Below are 16,347 nucleotides of genomic sequence, written 5' to 3'. Positions count from 1 at the left end.
CCGCGACTGCGGTCATTTCATTCTAAAATGGAGAAGTGGAATGCGTGTCTTCGTTACTGGCGCCACGGGCTTTGTCGGTTCTGCTGTCGTTGAGGAACTCGTCAAGGCCGGACATCAGGTGCTCGGTCTTGTCCGCACGGACGCAGCTGCCAAATCGCTTGCCGCCCTCGGCGCGCAGGCGCACCCTGGTAATCTCGATGATCTGCAAAGCCTGCGCGATGGCGCTGCTGCCGCAGATGGGGTGATCCACACCGCGTTCAATCATGATTTCTCGAAATTCGCGCAGAACTGCGAAATGGACCGCCGTGCCATCGAAACGCTGGGCGCGGTGCTCAAAGGTTCTGATCGCCCCTTGCTTGTCACCACGGGAATGGCGCATCTGGGACGGGATCGCCCGGCGACCGAAGAAGATCTGCCCGGCCCGGCCTCCGCGGCTGTGCCCCGCGTTTCGGAAGCGACCGCAGCGGCACTGGCAGCGGATGGCGTGCGGGCGTCGGTGGTCCGTCTTCCGGCATCGGTCCATGGCGATGGCGATCATGGCTTCGTACCGCACCTCATCAGCCTCGCGCGCGAAAAAGGCGTGTCGGCCTATGTCGGTGAAGGGCTCAATCGCTGGCCTGCGGTGCACCGGCTGGATGCTGCCTGCGTCTACCGGCTTGCTCTCGAACGGGGGACCAGCGGCGACCGTTATCACGCGGTTGCCGAGGAGGGCGTGCTGTTCAAGGACATCGCCACCCTGATCGGCCGCCGGCTGAATGTGCCTGTTGTGGCCAAGACCCCCGAGGCGGCGGCCGAACATTTCGGCTGGTTTGCCGCCTTTGCCGGTATGAATGCGCATGCCGTGAGCACGCGCACCCGCGAACTGTTGAACTGGCAGCCGAACCAGCCCGGGCTGATGTCCGATCTCGACCGGCTGCGCTATTTCGAAACGTGAGGGAGGAGCCCTGTTTGCTCAAACCGTCACGACGATCTTGCCGAACTGCTCGTTCGATTCCAGAAAGCGATGCGCATCGACGATCCGGTCGAACGGAAAGGTTCTGGCGATGAGCGGCTGCAGGGCGCCTGATGCCAGCCCATCCAGGATAAAAGCCTTGGCCGCTTCCAGCCGTGCGGGGTCACCGATGATCTCGTGCACGAGATAGCCGCGCAATGTCAGGGACTTGCTCAGGACGGTAAACAGCGGGAAGGGTGTCGGTTCCGGGCTCAAGCCACCATATTCCACAAGGATGCCACCCGGCGTCATGGCGCCCGTCAGCGGGCCGAATATAGGGCCGCCGATGGGATCGAGCACCACGCGCACGCCGTTCGGCCCGGTGATGTCCTTCAACCGCGTCTCCAGGTCTTCTTCGGCGGCAGCAATGACATGGGCAGCACCGAAGGCCAGCAGTTCCTCTCTCTTGCCGGAGCTGCGCGTCACCGCAATGGCCGTCGCGCCCACCCTGTTGGCAATCTGGATCGCCGCAAGTCCCACGCTGCTTGAGGCCGCGGTAATGACGACGAAATCTCCCCGGTGCAGTTTCGCGATGTCGATCAATGCGCCATAAGCGGTCAGGTAGGGCATCCACAGGGCCGCGGCCTTTTCCCAGCTGAGTGCTCGCGGGTGTTTGACGACAGATCCGGCGGGGAAGGTCACCAGCTCGCCATAGGCGGGCCAGCGAACCATCGATTTGGGCGGTATGATGCTGACCGTATCACCCGGTGCAAAGTTCTCCACGCCGTCGCCAACCGCTTCCACGATGCCCGCTGCCTCAAGGCCGAGACCGGATGGCAGAACTGGCGTCTCGATGTAGGTGCCGGTACGCAGAAGCGCTTCGGCGCGGTTCAGCCCCAGGGCCTTGACGCGGATTTGAACCTCGCCGGGGCCGGGCTGGGGAATCTCGACATTCTCAATGCGCAAAACCTCGGGGCCGCCGAATTCATGAAAGCGAATGACACGTGCCATAGCAATAACTCCAAACCATTTGAACTGAATAACCTATGCCAGCGGCAGAAATGCGGATAAATGGTGCATAACGAAGTTCTGTAGAAACCAGGAGTTTCGAATATGGATCGCCTCGCCAGTATGGCCGTGTTTGTCAGGGCCGTTGATCTCGGCTCCTTTGCCGCCGCTGCGGACGCGCTCGGCCTGTCCGGTCCCATGGTCGGCAAACATGTCCGGTTTCTGGAAGAGCGGCTGGGCGTACGCCTAATCAACCGCACGACACGCCGCCAGAACCTGACCGATTTCGGGCGTGCCTATTACGAGCGCTGCCGGGTGATACTGGCCGAAGCGGACGCGGCGGATGCGCTTGCCGATGATCAGTTTTCGCAGCCGCGCGGCCGGTTGCGGGTGACAATGCCCGCGCATTTCGGCCGCCACTGCGTCACCCCGGTCCTGCTCGGGCTGGCCCGGCAATATCCCATGCTGGAACTTGACCTGTCGCTCAGCGACCGCTTCGTCGATCTGGCCGAGGACGAGTATGACCTTGCCATCCGGACCGGCAATCCCGACGACAGGGGCGGTGTGATTGCGCGGCGCATCGCCCGCCAGCATATGGTTGTCTGCGCTGCGCCCGCTTATATCGCGAACCATAGCGAACCGCGGACGATCGGCGACCTTGCCGGGCACCAGGCCATCATGTATCGCCGGTCGGGCCGCATCCGCCCATGGCTGTTCCCGCAAGGCGACCAGCCGCCGGCCGAGGCGATGCCGGCCAATCGCGTGCGGCTGGATGATCTCGACGCGATTGCCGACGCTGCCATGGCGGGCATGGGGCTGGCCTGGCTGCCGTCCTGGCTCATCCGCGACCGGATTGCCGCGGGAACGCTTGTGCGACTGCTGCCGGATCAGCCGGATTATCTCTACGACGCCTATGCATTGTGGCTGCCGGTGCCGCATTTGCCGCTGCGGGTCCGCCTCGCCGTGGATGCACTGGCCGCTGCTTTGCCCCGGCTGATGGGGTGAACGGCGTCCTCAGGCTGCCCGTGCCCCGCATTGCGGCGATGCTTCAAACAGCCGGCTGCCGATGGTCCGCGCCCTGTCGAGGTGTATGGCCGGATCCTGCGTTTCCGAATCGAGCAACAGCTCTGACGTGACGACACAGGCACCGCAATAATTGAAGATGCCGTGATCGATCTGTGTCTTCATGGCGTCGAAGTAACCGCGCCGGGTATAGGTTCGCGCATCGGCACCGCCAACGCCGATGAGATGCACCTTGAGGTGGCGGAGCTTCTTTTCCAGCCCGCCATCCAGGCTGAAGTCGAAAGCCCAGCCATTGGAAAAGACGCGGTCGATCCATCCCTTGAGCAGTCCCGGCATCGACCACCAGTAGACCGGAAAGACCAACACCACGGCATCGGCACGGTCGATCCGCGCCTGTTCGGCTGCGACATCGGCGGGCGGTGCCGCCCGGGTGCGGTGAACGGCAAGATCGGCGGCGGAGAAGCGCGGATCGAACCCTTCGGCCGCGATGTCGGCGATTTCGTGGGTGTTGCCGGGAGCCGACAGCGACAACCCTTCCGCGATCTGTGCGGCAATGCCGTGGGTGAGGGATGCGGGTTCGGGATGTGCGACAACGATGAGGGCGTGCATGACAAAACTCCTGTCAACGGATTGCAGATGGCGGGTGAAAGTTATATACTTTTAGTAAGTTATGATTTGTAAGTTACTTTTGGTATATAGCGATGTCAAGCATGCAACCGAAGAATGAAACGGCGGCTGTCCGTCCGCGCCGGCGGTTGACGCGGGAGGACCGCTTCCGCCAGCTTCTCGACGCTGCCTGGCGGATTGTCCGGGACGAGGGGACAGAAGCCTTGACGCTCGGCTGGCTTGCCGAAAAGGCTGAGGTGACGAAGCCTGTGGTCTACGATCATTTCGGCACGCGTGCCGGCTTGCTGGCTGCACTCTACCGGGATTTCGATGCCCGCCAGACGGCACTGATGGACGCTGCGTTCGCCGCGAGCAAACCGGCGCTGGCGGACCGGGCTGCGGTCATCGCCTCGTCCTATGTGGACTGCGTGCTGGTGCAGGGGCGCGAAATCCCCGGTGTGATCGCGGCCCTTGCCGGAGCGCCTGAACTGGAGAAGATCAAGCGCGAATATAACGGTGTCTTCATCGAGAAGTGCCGGGTGATGCTCGCGCCGTTTGCCGGAGCCGGGACCATTGCTTCAGCCGGGTTGTGGGCGATGCTCGGTGCCGCCGAAGCGCTGTCCTATGCCGCTGCCACTGGCGATATCACCCCTGTGCAGGCGCAGCACGAACTCTTCGAGACCATCATTGCCATGGTCGCCAGGAACAGGTGACCAGACGTGCATTCGCAAAAATGCTTGCGGATTGTTCCCTTTTTGTTCTAATGTGTCCGATCGGAAATGCGGTTGCATTTCGGGAGGCTGGCCATGCAGGGCGAATTGAATCTGGGCGATAATTGGCAAAACCGGCCGAAACGGCCTGCTCTGCAGGCGCGGCTTTTCTTCGGCATCGTGCTCGATCCCGCTATGCAGGAGATTGTCGATGCCTGCAGGACCGGCGTAATCAACGATTATCGTTTGACGCGAAGGAGCCTCATCGGGTCTTGCCGTTTTCACATTTCGCTGCACCACCTGGGGGATTACCCGCGTCTGCCCAGTTCTATCCTTTTCGCGGCCGAGCGGGCTGGAGCTGCGGTATCCATGCCGCCATTTGAAGTAACGCTTCATTCGGTGCGGAGTTTCGAAGGCGGAAGACCGGATCGCAAGCCGTTGGTGCTGATCGGCGAGGGGGAGGGACTGACCCGGCTCCACACCATCCTCGGCGCCTGCCTAGCGCGCAATGGCCTGTCCGGACAACGCGGCGCATTCACCCCGCATCTCACGCTTCTCTACAATTCCCGAACGATCAGCGAACAGCCGATTGAGCCGATCCGCTTTGTCGTCAGGGATTTTGTGCTGATCCATAGCAAACGCGGGCTCTCTGAATACGAGATATTGCAGCGCTGGACGCTGCATTGAAGTGTTCCGTTGCGGTTCGCCCGCTTATTTCCTGCTCAGATATTTCATGCCCGTATCGCACATGACGGTGACGACCGTTGCACCAGGGACAAGCGTGTCCGCCACCCGCAGCGCCGCAACCACATTGGCTCCGGTCGAGGTTCCGGCGAACAGGCCTTCTTCGCCGGCCAGCCGCTTTGCCATGGCAATGGCTTCCTCCGTCGACACCTGTTCTATGCTATGGGCGATGTCGTCCTGCCAGAGCGGCACGATATAACCGGCGCCAATCCCGTCAATTTTATGGGCGCCGGTCTTGCCGCCGGACAGGACAGACGATTCCGCCGGTTCCACCGCAATGATACGAATCTTGTCATTATACCTGCGCAAGGCCTCGCCCGTTCCCCTCAGCGATGCGGCAGTGCCGACACTCTGCACGAAACCGTCGATGCGCCCGTTTGTCTGGTCCCAGATTTCCGCTGCCATGGTGTGATAGGCTGCGAGCTGATCCCTGTTGTTCATCTGATCGGTCCAGAAACTGCCCGGGATTTCGGCCGCAATGACACGCGCCGCTTCGATCATGTCGCGCGTCAGTTTCTCGGTCATGCGTCCGCTGTCGCTTGGCACGATGTGCAGTGTGGCGCCGAGAATTGCCATGTGGTCGAGTTTTTCCCGGGCAAAGGCATCCGAGGTGACGATGTGCAGGGGATAACCCTTGACCGCGCAAACGAGTGACAGGGAAACACCGGTGCTGCCGCCGGTATATTCCACCACAGAGCCCGTGGCAGTCAGCCGTCCGTCCATTTCCGCCGCCTCGATCATGGCAAGCGCCATGCGGTCCTTCATGCTGCCGGTAGGGTTTTCACTTTCAAGCTTCACGAGGATGCGGGCGCCGTTGGCGGGACGGATGCTCCGCAGGGCCAGCAGCGACGTGTGGCCGATGGTGTCAAGGATTGTTCGTTGCGAGGCGTGCATGGTCTCAATACTCCGCGTCAAACTGCACAATCCGGTTGGGGCGCCGGGTATGCAAAAATCATTTTCCATGTAGATACATATTATGTATATGCATATATCCATGAACCTGACGAAACAACCGAAAAAAACCTTGCGGACCGACGCCCGCGCGCTGGTCGAGAGTTGCGCGGGCTGGAACAGCCGTCTGGCGGCGCGCCGCATCACGGCTTTTCTGGACCGCGAACTGGCGGGTCTTGGCCTGACCGCGGCGCAGCTCGGCCTGATGGCGCAGATTGCGGCCCTTGCCGATGATACGCTGGGCGCGCTGGCCCAGCGCAGCGGCCTGGAGCAATCGACCCTGTCGCGCAATTTGCGCACGCTCGAGCGCGAGCGGCTGATCGAAATCACCCTGGTGGAAACCGATCTGCGCCGCCGCGCCGTGTGGTTGACCGAAACGGGTGCGCGCCGTCTCGAGGCGGCAATACCCGTGTGGCGCAAGGCGCAGGACAAGCTGGCGCACAGCCTGGCCCCCGAACTGGTTCGCGAGCTTGCGGTGCAGAGCGAAGCGCTCTGAGACGGAAAAAGCGGCCCGGCACGGGAGGCGCGGTTGCCCTGATGTTGCAGGGCGCAACCTTTGTGCAATGTGAGTGACCTAATTGTGTTACGGCGAATGAAGAGTGCGGGCAGGGCACAGCGATTGTGGCGTATGAAATGGGAATGGGTCTCGCCATGGCGGCCGGAACGGTACTATTTCGCCAAAGCAGCGGCCAGTGTCCCTATTCCTTGTGTCGCCATGTTTTAACCCTGTACATGACTGGTTCTGAATAGTGCGTATTTTGCTGGTGGAAGACGAGCCCGAAATGGCCGCTGCCCTTGGGGAAGCTCTCAAGAATTATGACATGATCGTTGATCATGTGGGAACACTTGCCCATGCCGAGGAGGCGGTGTCGGTCAATGCCTATGCCGCCATCCTGCTTGACCGGCAGTTGCCGGACGGCGATGGCCTGAGCATTGTGCCGCGCTTGCGGGCAAAGGGCGAGGGTGTTCCCGTCATCGTGCTCACGGCGCGCGGCGAGCTGGCGGACCGGATCACTGGTCTCGACAAGGGGGCTGACGATTATCTCGCCAAGCCGTTTGCTGTGGAAGAATTGCTGGCGCGGTTGCGCGCGGTGCTGCGCCGGCCCCTGAACATGCCATCGGAACTCCTGAATGTCGGCAATCTGTCCTTTGACCTGATCAATCGCGAAGCCAGCATCGGCGGCAACCGGCTTGACCTGCCGCGCCGCGAACTTCTGGTGCTGGAAACCCTGTTGCGGCGCATGGGGCGCACGGTGCTGCGTTCGTCACTTGAGGATGCGGTCTATAGCATTGACGATGAAATCCAGTCGAACGCCCTCGACACCCATGTTTCCCGGCTGCGCCGCAAGCTGACGGAATCCGATGCCGGTGTCGAAATTCACGCCATCCGCGGCGTCGGTTACCTGTTGAAGCGCCTTTCCTGATGGCGCACGCAAGGCCGCATTCATTGAAATGGCGGCTCGTCAGCCGCCTCGTGCTTTTGCAGGCGGTCATGCTGACGCTGTTTGTGGTGCTGGTGCTCTGTGCGCTCTGGTATACCGGATTTCTCGGATCGATCGATCCTGAAGACACGACCATCAATGCCGTGCGCGATTCCATTGCGCGCGGTACCAACGGCGCTCTTGTCCTGCGTGAGACACCGGCGCTGGCACGCGAACGGGCAACCAGCCCGAGCTTCTGGTTCGTGGCACGCGACGCGCAGGGCCAGACGCTGTCAGAAGGCGATGTGCCGCCGGAATATGCCCGCATCGGCGACGCCTTGAGCGCGGTCGGCCAGGCGCGATTCGGCTGGAATCTCGGTGATCCGCCCCGTTCCAACGCCCGGTTCAAACGCGTGACGACCACAGCCGGCGTGGTCCAGATCCTTGCCGGACCCGGAAGCGTGGTTCCCTTCGGCTTTTATCTCTCGGCGCTTGGCACGGTTCTGGCGACCATTATTATCCCGCTCATCCTCGTGATGGCGCTGGCAACGCTCATGGTAACGCCATTTGTCGTGCGCAGGGCCCACAGGGGCCTGGGGCACGTGGCGACCCAGGCCGAAAAGATCAATATTGACGAGCGGGGAACGCGTCTTCCGCTGGATGATGTGCCGCAGGAGGTCACGCCTCTGGTGACGGCTGTCAACAACGCGCTCGGCCGTCTTGATGACGGCTATGAGCGGCACAAGCGGTTCCTGCTGGATGCGGCGCATGAACTGCGCACACCCATCGCCATTCTGCAAACCCGTCTGGAATCGCTCCCGGCGAGCCCCGCCAATGGGCGTCTGCTGGAGGATGTCGCCCGCCTTGGCATTCTTGCCGAACAATTGCTGGATCTGCAGCGGCTGACCCAGAACACAACGCAATTTGCCGCTGTCGATCTTGTCGCCGTCGGGCGGCGTGTGGCGGCCGACCTTGCGCCGCTTGCCATCGCGGCGGGGTATGCCATGTCGTTCGAACCTGAAACCGCACGTGTTGCCGTGCGGGGCGATCAGGCCGCGCTGGAGCGGGCCATGATCAATCTCGTGCAAAATGCCATCCAGCATGGCGGGCGCAAGGGCACCATCACCATCCGGGTGAAGGCAGGGGCGGCCATCCTGGTGGAAGACGAAGGGGCGGGCGTGCCGCCCGATCAGCGCAGCGCCATCTTCGAGCCGTTCCGGCGTCTGCATGCCAGGGATCGCGGCGTTGGCCTGGGCCTCAATCTTGTTCAGGAAATCGTGCAATTGCATCAGGGGCAGGTTATGGTAACAGAGGCACCTGGCGGCGGCGCGTGCTTCACCATGAAGTTTGCTGCCGCATCCATAATGCCGTAATAGCCTGCCGATAGTTCAGTCGTGTTTAGGTCGTACACTCACAAATCTGATCGAAATGGCCTCATACCATTTCGATCAGATTTGTGAGTGTACGACCTGAGCCATTTTGCTGTGAGTATTGTTGCCGCAGACAATGCGCGCAATCTTCCCTCAATATTGGCGCGCCATACAGGTGCAGCCTTAAGAACGTTGGAGCTTGATTTTTATGACGACGGGACGTGTTTGGACTTTCGTGCGGGCACTGCTGACCGATCCGTTTCGCGTCAGCGCGATTGCCCCTTCAGGAGCCGCCCTTGCAAGATTGATCACCAGCGAAATCACCCCGGCCTCGGGTCCCGTGCTTGAATTGGGACCGGGCACCGGTGTCTTCACCGACGCGCTGCTTGCCCGCGGTATTCGCCCCAAGGACCTTACCCTGATCGAATACGGTGCCGAATTTGCGCGGCTTTTGCAGGCGCGCTTTCCAGGCATGCGCATCCTGCAGATGGATGCAGCCCAGCTCGACCTGCACGAATTCTTTGATATTCAGCCCGCCGGTGCCGTTGTCAGCGGTTTGCCGCTTCTCAGCATGACACAGGAGAAGGTGGCGGCAATTCTTGGCGGGGCCTTCAGCAATCTGCGGCCGGAAGGCGCCTACTACCAGTTCACCTACGGCTTCCGCTGTCCGGTGCCGAAGCCGGTGCTCGACCAATTGCAGCTGGAGGCCGTCTGCATCGGCCGGGCGTTCCGTAACCTGCCGCCTGCGGCAGTCTACAGGATCACCCGCAGGGGCGTCGCCACACCTGTCGCCATCTGATGCCATCCGGCGGACAGATGGCGGTTAGTCCGAACGATCAGCAATCGTAATTGGTTGATCAATTTTATTGTCTTGTCATGCTGCATTGCAGCGATAATGTCCGCGGCATGACGTCACCAGCCTCTTCTCCCGTTCGTTACGCCCTTGGCGGATTTGTCACGATGGCAGTCGCAATGGGGATCGGCCGTTTCATTTTCACGCCGATCCTGCCTGCCATGATGACCGATCTTGGCCTATCCCCGGGCGATGCCGGCATCATCGCTTCGGCCAATTACGTCGGCTATCTCCTCGGTGCGATCATTGCCGGCTATGGATGGGCGTCTGGCATAGAGCGGGCCGTGGTTCTGGTCTCCCTGGCAGCCAGTGCGGCACTGTGTCTCGCCATGAGTCTCAGCGGCACCATCGTCGTCTTCTCGATCCTGCGGTTTCTGGCCGGCATGGCGAGCGCATTCATGCTGGTGCTTGCCGCAACCATTGTCTTCAGTCATCTCGCTGCGGCCAACCGGCCGGGTCTGCAGGCGCTGCATTTCGGCGGTGTCGGCGCGGGCATTGCGCTCTCCTCCGTTCTGGTGGCGGCAAGCGCTGCCGAGGGGTATGGCTGGCGGCAGGACTGGATCGGCGCGGCCATCCTCTCCATCGTCGGGCTGTTTGCCGTGCTGTGGCTGTTGCGCGAAGGTCCGGTGCGCGCGGGCGCCGATATCAAGGAGCCGCCTGTCCGCTGGACACCGGCCTTCCTCAAGATCAACATCGCTTACGGGGTTTTCGGTTTCGGCTACATCATCACTGCCACGTTCATCATCGCCATCGTGCGCTCCAGCCATGGCGGCGCGTCTATGGAAGCGCTGGTCTGGTTCGTGACCGGCGTCAGCGCGGCGCTGTCCGTCTGGCTGTGGACGCCGCTATTACGCCGGGTTGGCCCGTTTGCCGTCGTGGCGCTCGGCATGCTGGTGCAGGCCGTAGGCGTGGCCGCCAGCGTGGTTCTGCCGCCGCCTGCGGGCCCACTTCTCGGCGGTGTGCTGTTGGGGCTCACCTTCATCGTTATCACCGCATCCGGTTTTCAGGCGGGACGGGCCATTCTGCCGCAGTCGCCGCGCCGGGTCATGGCCGTCATGACGGCGGCCTTCGGCATCGGCCAGATCATCGGGCCGCTTGTCGGCGGTTACCTCGCCAATATCACCGGCAATTTTACCATCGCGACCCTTGCCGCCGCCGCCAGCCTCGTCGTTGGGGCGGTTTTTGCGTTTCTTGCACGCGGTTGAACATTACAGCAATTTAATTGCTGGCGTTCACTCTTTGCCCTATTCGTGGTGGTAGGCTCACATCAAATCAACCCTGATTTGTGTGTTTATGCGAGGGTCCATCTACCGTGTTTGTCTCATTTTTTCCCAAGCCGAAGCTGTTTTTCATCTCGGCACTTCTGTGGGCCTTGGCCGCAGTCCTGCTCTGGTATGCCGGCGGTCAACAATTTGGTTCCTATGTGGGACTGGCTCCCGCTGACCCGGCGGTACCTGCCATCGTTGGCATCACAGTCTTTTTCACAAAACCCTATCTTTGGGTCTATGCTTATTTTGCTGCATTCATTGGTGTTTTTTATGCATTCTGGGCGTGGTATTCGCCTCATCCGTGGCAGAATTGGTCAATTCTAGGATCGGCTCTTATCCTGTTTTCGTCCTATTTTTCCGTCCAAGTCGATGTTGTTTTGAACAACTGGCGCGGCTCGTTCTTCGACATGGTTCAAAAGGCAATGGGCGGTAAAAATGCTGTCGCTGCCCCCGACCTTTATGCCGGCGTTCTCACATTCGCAGTAATCGCCTGCGTTGCAATTGCGGTAGCGGTCGCAACGCTTTTCTTTACCAGCCACTACGTCTTCAGATGGCGAACGGCTATGAACAGCTACTATATGGAACATTGGGAAAGGCTTCGGCATATTGAGGGTGCCGCACAGCGCGTTCAGGAAGACACGATGCGTTTTGCATCTATTGTTGAAGGTCTGGGTATCACCTTTATACAATCGGCAATGACACTGATAGCGTTCCTACCCTTGCTGGCACAGCTCTCCAGCCACATCGTCGCCTTGCCTGTTGTTGGCGCCATACCACATCCGCTGGTGTTTGCGGCCATTGCTTGGGCAGTCTTCGGAACCGGCTTGCTTGCCCTGGTCGGTGTAAAGCTTCCGGGGCTGCAGTTTCGTAATCAGAGAGTTGAAGCGGCCTACCGGAAAGAACTTGTTTATGGCGAAGATCACGACGACCGCGCCAAGCCGCTTGCCGTAAAGGAGCTCTTTGCAAACGTCCGGAAGAATTACTTCCGTTTGTATTTCCATTACGTCTACTTCAACGTCTTCCGTTACGTCTATCTGCAGGCTGACAATGTCTTTGGCCTTTTCCTGCTTGTTCCGACATTGGCAGCTGGCACCATCACCCTGGGTATCTTCCAGCAGATATTGTCAGCGTTCTCGAATGTGACGAACTCTTTCCAGTTTCTCGTCAATTCGTGGACAACAGTGATCGAACTGCTTTCGATCCAGAAGCGTTTGAAAGCCTTCGAGGCAACATTGGAGGGCGAGCCCCTGCCGTCCATCGATCAGCTTTATCTGGAAACAGGTACTGAACGCTAAGAAAGCTGTGACGGGCGGTGGTCAGATGCCGCTGCCCGTCACCTTCCGGCTGACCGCCGGAACAACGGCCACAGGCGCTTCGGCGCCGGTCTGTTTGAGATAATCGCTATAGGTCGTGCAGCGCACGTCGGGCTTCGTGCACACATCGGATGTGAAGCGTTCCAGTGCCCGCCAATAGGCATCGCCGTTCATCAGCGTAAAATGAATGCCGATCTGGAAAGGAATGCGCTCACCCTTGTACTGGCGCTCGAAAGCGCCCTTGAACGCGTCATAGGCACGGTTTTCAAATTCGTTGAGGTGATCCGCCCGTTCGAAGCCGCCGGAGTGGCGCACGAACATGTTATAGTCCATCGCCACGACCGGGCGGTGTTCCGGGCCTTCGCTGATGGTCGGCAGCGCGAACTGATAGAGCCCGGCCGCATGGACCGGCAGTGCCGGACCCTTGGAAACGCTGCTGGCGTCAAAGGCATACCCCAAGTCTTTCAATGCCGACAGCAGGGCGGGGCTGGCCGAGAGATATGGAGCACGGAAACCGCGCACCTCCGTATCGACAAAGGCTTTCCAGCCCTCCGGCTCCGGATCGCTGCCATATTTTGCCCAGGCCGTGCGCAGCACCTGCTTGTAGGTTGTGAATTCCCTGATCCAGTCCGCCTTGGTCCATGTGCGTCCGTCAAAATGGCCGCAGGCGTGGCTGGCAATTTCATTGCCTTCGTTGCGCGCCCGCCAGATATTGTCGAGCCGTTTGGCAATATCGGTCTTCGATGCCGCATAACCAATGTTGGAGCGGCCATTGGATTCGCCCGGAGCCTGATAGGATTTGCGGTCGGCCCGGTCGATCAGAAAGACGCAGGAGAGAAAATAGGTGAATTTGGCATTGGAGCGCTCGGCGAGCGCCCGGCTGCGTTCCCACAGGGCATTGCTGCCCGAATTGTCGAAGGAAATCAGCACGTACTGCGGCTTGCTGCCAATGGAACCGCGCAGCTCCGGGCTTTCGCTGGCAAAGGCTGGCATGCATGCCGTGAAGGCAAGGGACGCGGCAAGGGCACAAGAAATCAGACGCATAATGCAGGTACGACGCTGTCAATGGGATGAACGATTCTCGCTACAGGGGAATTGTGGCGATGATCGGACGCGTCGATCCACCGCAAGCCCCTGTCTTGGAACTGTTCTAAAGCCGCTGTACTCTCCCGGCAAAACGGGGGAACCGGTCATGCTGGTACTGATTCTGGGTATTGTCGTCTTTCTGGGGATTCATTCGGTTCGCATCGTGGCACCGCAATGGCGCCTGGACACAATCGCCGCTTGGGGGGAAACCAAGTGGAAGGGTTTTTACTCCCTCATTTCGTTCCTCGGTCTGGCGCTCATCATCTGGGGTTATGTGCTCGCACGGCCCTATTCGCTGTTCATTTATGAGCCGCCGGTCTGGCTCAAGCACATCACCCTGCTTCTGATGCTGTTTTCGTTCATCTCGTTGATGATCTCGAATTTCAAGCCGGGAAAACTGAAGCCCATTCTCAAGCACCCCACGCTGATCGCCATCAAAATCTGGGCGCTGGCGCACCTCATGGCCAATGGCGATCTGGCATCGCTCGTCCTGTTTCTGTCATTTCTGGCCTGGGCTGTGGTTGACCGCATTTCCATCAAGCGGCAGGAGCGGGCCGGTCTGATGCGCACGGTGATTGTGCCCGGACCGGTCTCCAACGATATCATGGCCATTGTCGCCGGGGTGGTGCTCTATGCCCTGTTTGTCTGGAAACTGCATGCCTGGCTGATCGGGGTATCGCCACTTTAAACAGCCGGCTGAGGGCTATTTTTCACTTGGCCCTTACATCCCGAGGATTTTCCGACTAAAAGCGCTCTAACTGTGTGCGCGGAGCGGCGAGGGCTGCTTCGCGCATCTGCAATTCATTTCATCGCAGGCCCTCAAGGGCACCAATGAGGCACTATGACTGACGACGGCTTTTTCCGTGAGGTAAATGAGGAACTCCGCTCCGACAAGATGCGGGCGTTTTGGAAGCGCTTTGGCGGCCTGCTGATCGGCGCTGCCGTGGCCCTGGTCGTCGGCACGGGTGTTTTCGCCTTCTATGAATATTGGACGGAAAAGCAGGCGTCGAAATCCGGTGACCAGTTTCTGGCCGCGCTCAATCTTGTCCGTGACGGCAAGAACGACGAAGCGCTGAAGACGCTGGATGCGCTGGAAAAGACCGGTTATGGCGCCTATCCCGTGCTGGCACGCATGCGCGCTGCCGGTGTGCAGGCGCAAAAGGGCGACCCGGCAGCCGCTGTCGCTGCGTTTGACGAGGTTGCGGCGGATGCTTCCGTTCCCCAATCGCTCCGGGATCTGGCAAAACTGCGCGCTGCCCTGCTGCTTCTCGACACGGGCTCCTATGATGACGTTGCCAAACGTGTCGAATCTCTTTCGTCCGACGGCAATCCGATGCGTCATTCCGCCCGCGAGGCACTTGGCCTTGCCGCGTGGAAAGCTGGACGTGGCGGCGATGCGGAAAAACTGTTCAAGCAGATCTCCGACGATCAGGCCGCTCCCGCCAATATCCGCCAGTTTGCCGACACCATGCTCGACATGCTTCGCAGCACTGGCGCAGCACCCGCTGCTGCAGCCGGTTAACACAGGAATTTGAGTCTTTGAGTTTCACCCTCGCCATTATCGGCCGTCCGAACGTCGGTAAGTCCACCCTCTTCAACCGGCTTGTCGGCCGCAAGATCGCCCTGGTGGACGACTTGCCGGGCGTTACGCGCGACCGTCGTGTCCACGCCGCCAAACTGTACGACCTGAAGTTCGATGTGATCGATACCGCAGGTCTTGAGGAAGTCCCCAGCGATTCCCTGGAGGGCCGCATGCGCGCCCAGACGGAACTCGCGATTGGCGAGGCCGATCTCATCCTGTTTCTTGTCGACGCCAAGGCCGGAATTACGCCCGCCGACGTAACATTTGCCGATCTCGTGCGCCGTTCCGGCAAGCCGGTCATTCTGGTTGCCAACAAGGCCGAGGCGCGTGGCGCCGAATCCGGCATGTATGATTCCTATCAGCTGGGACTCGGCGAGCCTTGCCCGATTTCCGCCGAGCACGGTCAGGGTTTTCCCGATCTGCGCGATGCGATCGTCGATATGTTGGGCGAAGAGCGCGTTTTCCCGGATGAGTACGAAACGAAAGCTCCCGAGAGCGACGCGGTTGCGGTGACCATTCCCGCCGTTGCCGGGCCGAAGGACGATCTGATCGGCGACGATATCGATGATCCGGATGCTGAAGACATTCCGGAATATGATTCGAACAAGCCGCTCCGCATCGCCATCGTCGGGCGCCCGAATGCCGGTAAATCGACACTGGTCAACACGATGCTCGGCGAGGATCGGCTGCTGACAGGGCCGGAAGCCGGTATCACGCGCGATTCCATTTCCGTCGACTGGGAGTGGAACGGCCGCAAGATCAAGCTGTTCGATACCGCCGGACTGCGCCGCAAATCCCGCGTCCAGGGCAAACTGGAAAAATTGTCGGTGGGCGATGCGCTGCGGGCCATTCGCTTTGCCGAAGTGGTCATCATCGTGCTTGATGCGACGATCCCCTTCGAAAAGCAGGATTTGCAGATCGCCGACCTGATCATCCGCGAGGGCCGCGCTCCGATCATCGCCTTCAACAAATGGGATCTGGTTGAAAACCGCCAGATGGTGCTGGCGGACCTGCGCGAAAAGACCGAACGCCTGCTGCCGCAGATTCGCGGTATCCGCGCCGTTCCGATCTCGGGCGAACGCAACCAGGGCATCGACAAGCTGATGGCTGCCGTTGCCACCACCGACGAGGTTTGGAACCGCCGTATTTCCACCGGCCGCCTGAACCGCTGGATGGAAGGTGTGACGACGCATCATCCGCCGCCCGCCGTCGCTGGCCGGCGCCTTAAAATCAAATACATCACGCAGGTCAAAACCCGCCCGCCGGGCTTTGTCATCTCCTGCTCGCGGCCGGAAGCGTTCCCGACCTCCTATGTGCGCTATCTGACAAACGGACTGCGCGAGACATTCGATATGCCGGGCGTTCCCCTGCGATTGGTTCTGCGCACCTCGGACAATCCGTTTGCCGGACGGGCAAAGAAGAAGCGCTAACCTGTTTTTCGATAACAAATCCTGCCGCCCCCGTGCCTTGCGCGGGGGCGG

17 protein-coding genes are annotated in these 16,347 nt (G+C 60.4%); 13 read left to right on the top strand and 4 right to left on the bottom strand.

The window, feature by feature from the left end:
* The first annotated feature begins 40 nt into the window (after window positions 1–40).
* Window positions 41–934, top strand: a complete 894-nt coding sequence (locus tag ACTJJ7_RS05230) for an SDR family oxidoreductase (RefSeq protein ID WP_440965794.1) — start codon at window positions 41–43, stop codon at window positions 932–934.
* Window positions 935–952: 18 nt separating this feature from the next.
* Here the strand turns inward: ACTJJ7_RS05230 and ACTJJ7_RS05225 are convergent, their stop codons facing one another.
* Window positions 953–1,942, bottom strand: coding sequence for a zinc-dependent alcohol dehydrogenase family protein (locus ACTJJ7_RS05225; protein ID WP_440965793.1), 990 nt, complete (start codon window positions 1,940–1,942; stop codon window positions 953–955).
* A 102-nt stretch (window positions 1,943–2,044) separates the two neighbouring features.
* Between ACTJJ7_RS05225 and ACTJJ7_RS05220 the strand changes: the two genes are divergently transcribed.
* Window positions 2,045–2,944 (top strand): LysR family transcriptional regulator, encoded by a 900-nt coding sequence (locus ACTJJ7_RS05220; protein WP_440965791.1) that lies wholly within the window; start codon window positions 2,045–2,047, stop codon window positions 2,942–2,944.
* A 9-nt stretch (window positions 2,945–2,953) separates the two neighbouring features.
* Here ACTJJ7_RS05220 and ACTJJ7_RS05215 read toward each other — a convergent pair whose 3' ends face one another.
* Window positions 2,954–3,571: an NAD(P)H-dependent oxidoreductase gene (locus ACTJJ7_RS05215; RefSeq protein WP_440965789.1), complete on the bottom strand. Its 618-nt coding sequence runs from the start codon at window positions 3,569–3,571 to the stop codon at window positions 2,954–2,956.
* Window positions 3,572–3,663: 92 nt separating this feature from the next.
* Here ACTJJ7_RS05215 and ACTJJ7_RS05210 point away from each other — a divergent pair, with 92 nt between their 5' ends.
* Together ACTJJ7_RS05210 and ACTJJ7_RS05205 are read left to right on the top strand one after the other, a co-directional pair.
* Window positions 3,664–4,281, top strand: a complete 618-nt coding sequence (locus tag ACTJJ7_RS05210; protein WP_440965787.1) for a TetR/AcrR family transcriptional regulator — start codon at window positions 3,664–3,666, stop codon at window positions 4,279–4,281.
* A gap of 93 nt (window positions 4,282–4,374) precedes the next feature.
* Entirely contained in the window at window positions 4,375–4,965 is a 591-nt protein-coding gene (locus ACTJJ7_RS05205; RefSeq protein ID WP_440965785.1) for a 2'-5' RNA ligase family protein, read from the top strand.
* 24 nt (window positions 4,966–4,989) lie between these two features.
* Here the strand turns inward: ACTJJ7_RS05205 and ACTJJ7_RS05200 are convergent, their stop codons facing one another.
* Window positions 4,990–5,916 (bottom strand): PLP-dependent cysteine synthase family protein, encoded by a 927-nt coding sequence (locus ACTJJ7_RS05200; protein WP_440965783.1) that lies wholly within the window; start codon window positions 5,914–5,916, stop codon window positions 4,990–4,992.
* A gap of 100 nt (window positions 5,917–6,016) precedes the next feature.
* Between ACTJJ7_RS05200 and ACTJJ7_RS05195 the strand changes: the two genes are divergently transcribed.
* From ACTJJ7_RS05195 to sbmA, 6 genes are all read left to right on the top strand, one after another.
* Window positions 6,017–6,469, top strand: a complete 453-nt coding sequence (locus ACTJJ7_RS05195; protein ID WP_440965781.1) for a MarR family winged helix-turn-helix transcriptional regulator — start codon at window positions 6,017–6,019, stop codon at window positions 6,467–6,469.
* A 253-nt stretch (window positions 6,470–6,722) separates the two neighbouring features.
* The gene (locus ACTJJ7_RS05190) at window positions 6,723–7,397 is read left to right on the top strand and encodes a response regulator transcription factor (protein WP_105736888.1); all 675 of its coding nucleotides are present in this window, start codon (window positions 6,723–6,725) and stop codon (window positions 7,395–7,397) included.
* Entirely contained in the window at window positions 7,397–8,767 is a 1,371-nt protein-coding gene (locus ACTJJ7_RS05185) for a sensor histidine kinase (protein ID WP_440965778.1), read from the top strand. The genes ACTJJ7_RS05190 and ACTJJ7_RS05185 overlap by 1 nt, the downstream gene beginning before the upstream one ends.
* Before the next feature lie 205 nt (window positions 8,768–8,972).
* Window positions 8,973–9,563 carry a class I SAM-dependent methyltransferase gene (locus tag ACTJJ7_RS05180; protein WP_105736892.1) on the top strand — a complete coding sequence of 197 codons (591 nt, stop codon included), beginning with the start codon at window positions 8,973–8,975 and terminating at the stop codon, window positions 9,561–9,563.
* 107 nt (window positions 9,564–9,670) lie between these two features.
* Complete coding sequence (locus ACTJJ7_RS05175; protein ID WP_440965776.1) at window positions 9,671–10,822, top strand: YbfB/YjiJ family MFS transporter; 1,152 nt, start codon at window positions 9,671–9,673, stop codon at window positions 10,820–10,822.
* A gap of 107 nt (window positions 10,823–10,929) precedes the next feature.
* On the top strand, window positions 10,930–12,180 hold the full coding sequence (gene sbmA / locus ACTJJ7_RS05170) for a peptide antibiotic transporter SbmA (RefSeq protein WP_440965774.1): 1,251 nt from the start codon (window positions 10,930–10,932) through the stop codon (window positions 12,178–12,180).
* A 21-nt stretch (window positions 12,181–12,201) separates the two neighbouring features.
* Here the strand turns inward: sbmA and ACTJJ7_RS05165 are convergent, their stop codons facing one another.
* Window positions 12,202–13,242 carry a polysaccharide deacetylase family protein gene (locus tag ACTJJ7_RS05165; RefSeq protein ID WP_440965772.1) on the bottom strand — a complete coding sequence of 347 codons (1,041 nt, stop codon included), beginning with the start codon at window positions 13,240–13,242 and terminating at the stop codon, window positions 12,202–12,204.
* 148 nt (window positions 13,243–13,390) lie between these two features.
* Here ACTJJ7_RS05165 and ACTJJ7_RS05160 point away from each other — a divergent pair, with 148 nt between their 5' ends.
* From ACTJJ7_RS05160 to der, 3 genes are all read left to right on the top strand, one after another.
* A complete protein-coding gene (locus ACTJJ7_RS05160) occupies window positions 13,391–13,972 on the top strand; it encodes an NnrU family protein (RefSeq protein WP_440965770.1) in 582 nt (193 codons plus the stop codon).
* 153 nt (window positions 13,973–14,125) lie between these two features.
* Window positions 14,126–14,806: a tetratricopeptide repeat protein gene (locus ACTJJ7_RS05155; protein ID WP_105736900.1), complete on the top strand. Its 681-nt coding sequence runs from the start codon at window positions 14,126–14,128 to the stop codon at window positions 14,804–14,806.
* A gap of 17 nt (window positions 14,807–14,823) precedes the next feature.
* The gene (gene der / locus ACTJJ7_RS05150; protein ID WP_105736902.1) at window positions 14,824–16,296 is read left to right on the top strand and encodes a ribosome biogenesis GTPase Der; all 1,473 of its coding nucleotides are present in this window, start codon (window positions 14,824–14,826) and stop codon (window positions 16,294–16,296) included.
* Window positions 16,297–16,347: the final 51 nt, after the last annotated feature.

The sequence above is a fragment of the Phyllobacterium sp. 22229 genome (assembly GCF_052056495.1).
GTDB lineage: Bacteria > Pseudomonadota > Alphaproteobacteria > Rhizobiales > Rhizobiaceae > Phyllobacterium > Phyllobacterium myrsinacearum.
The sequence above is the reverse complement of the archived record's forward strand: the minus strand, read 5'-3'. Positions and strand labels throughout refer to the sequence as shown.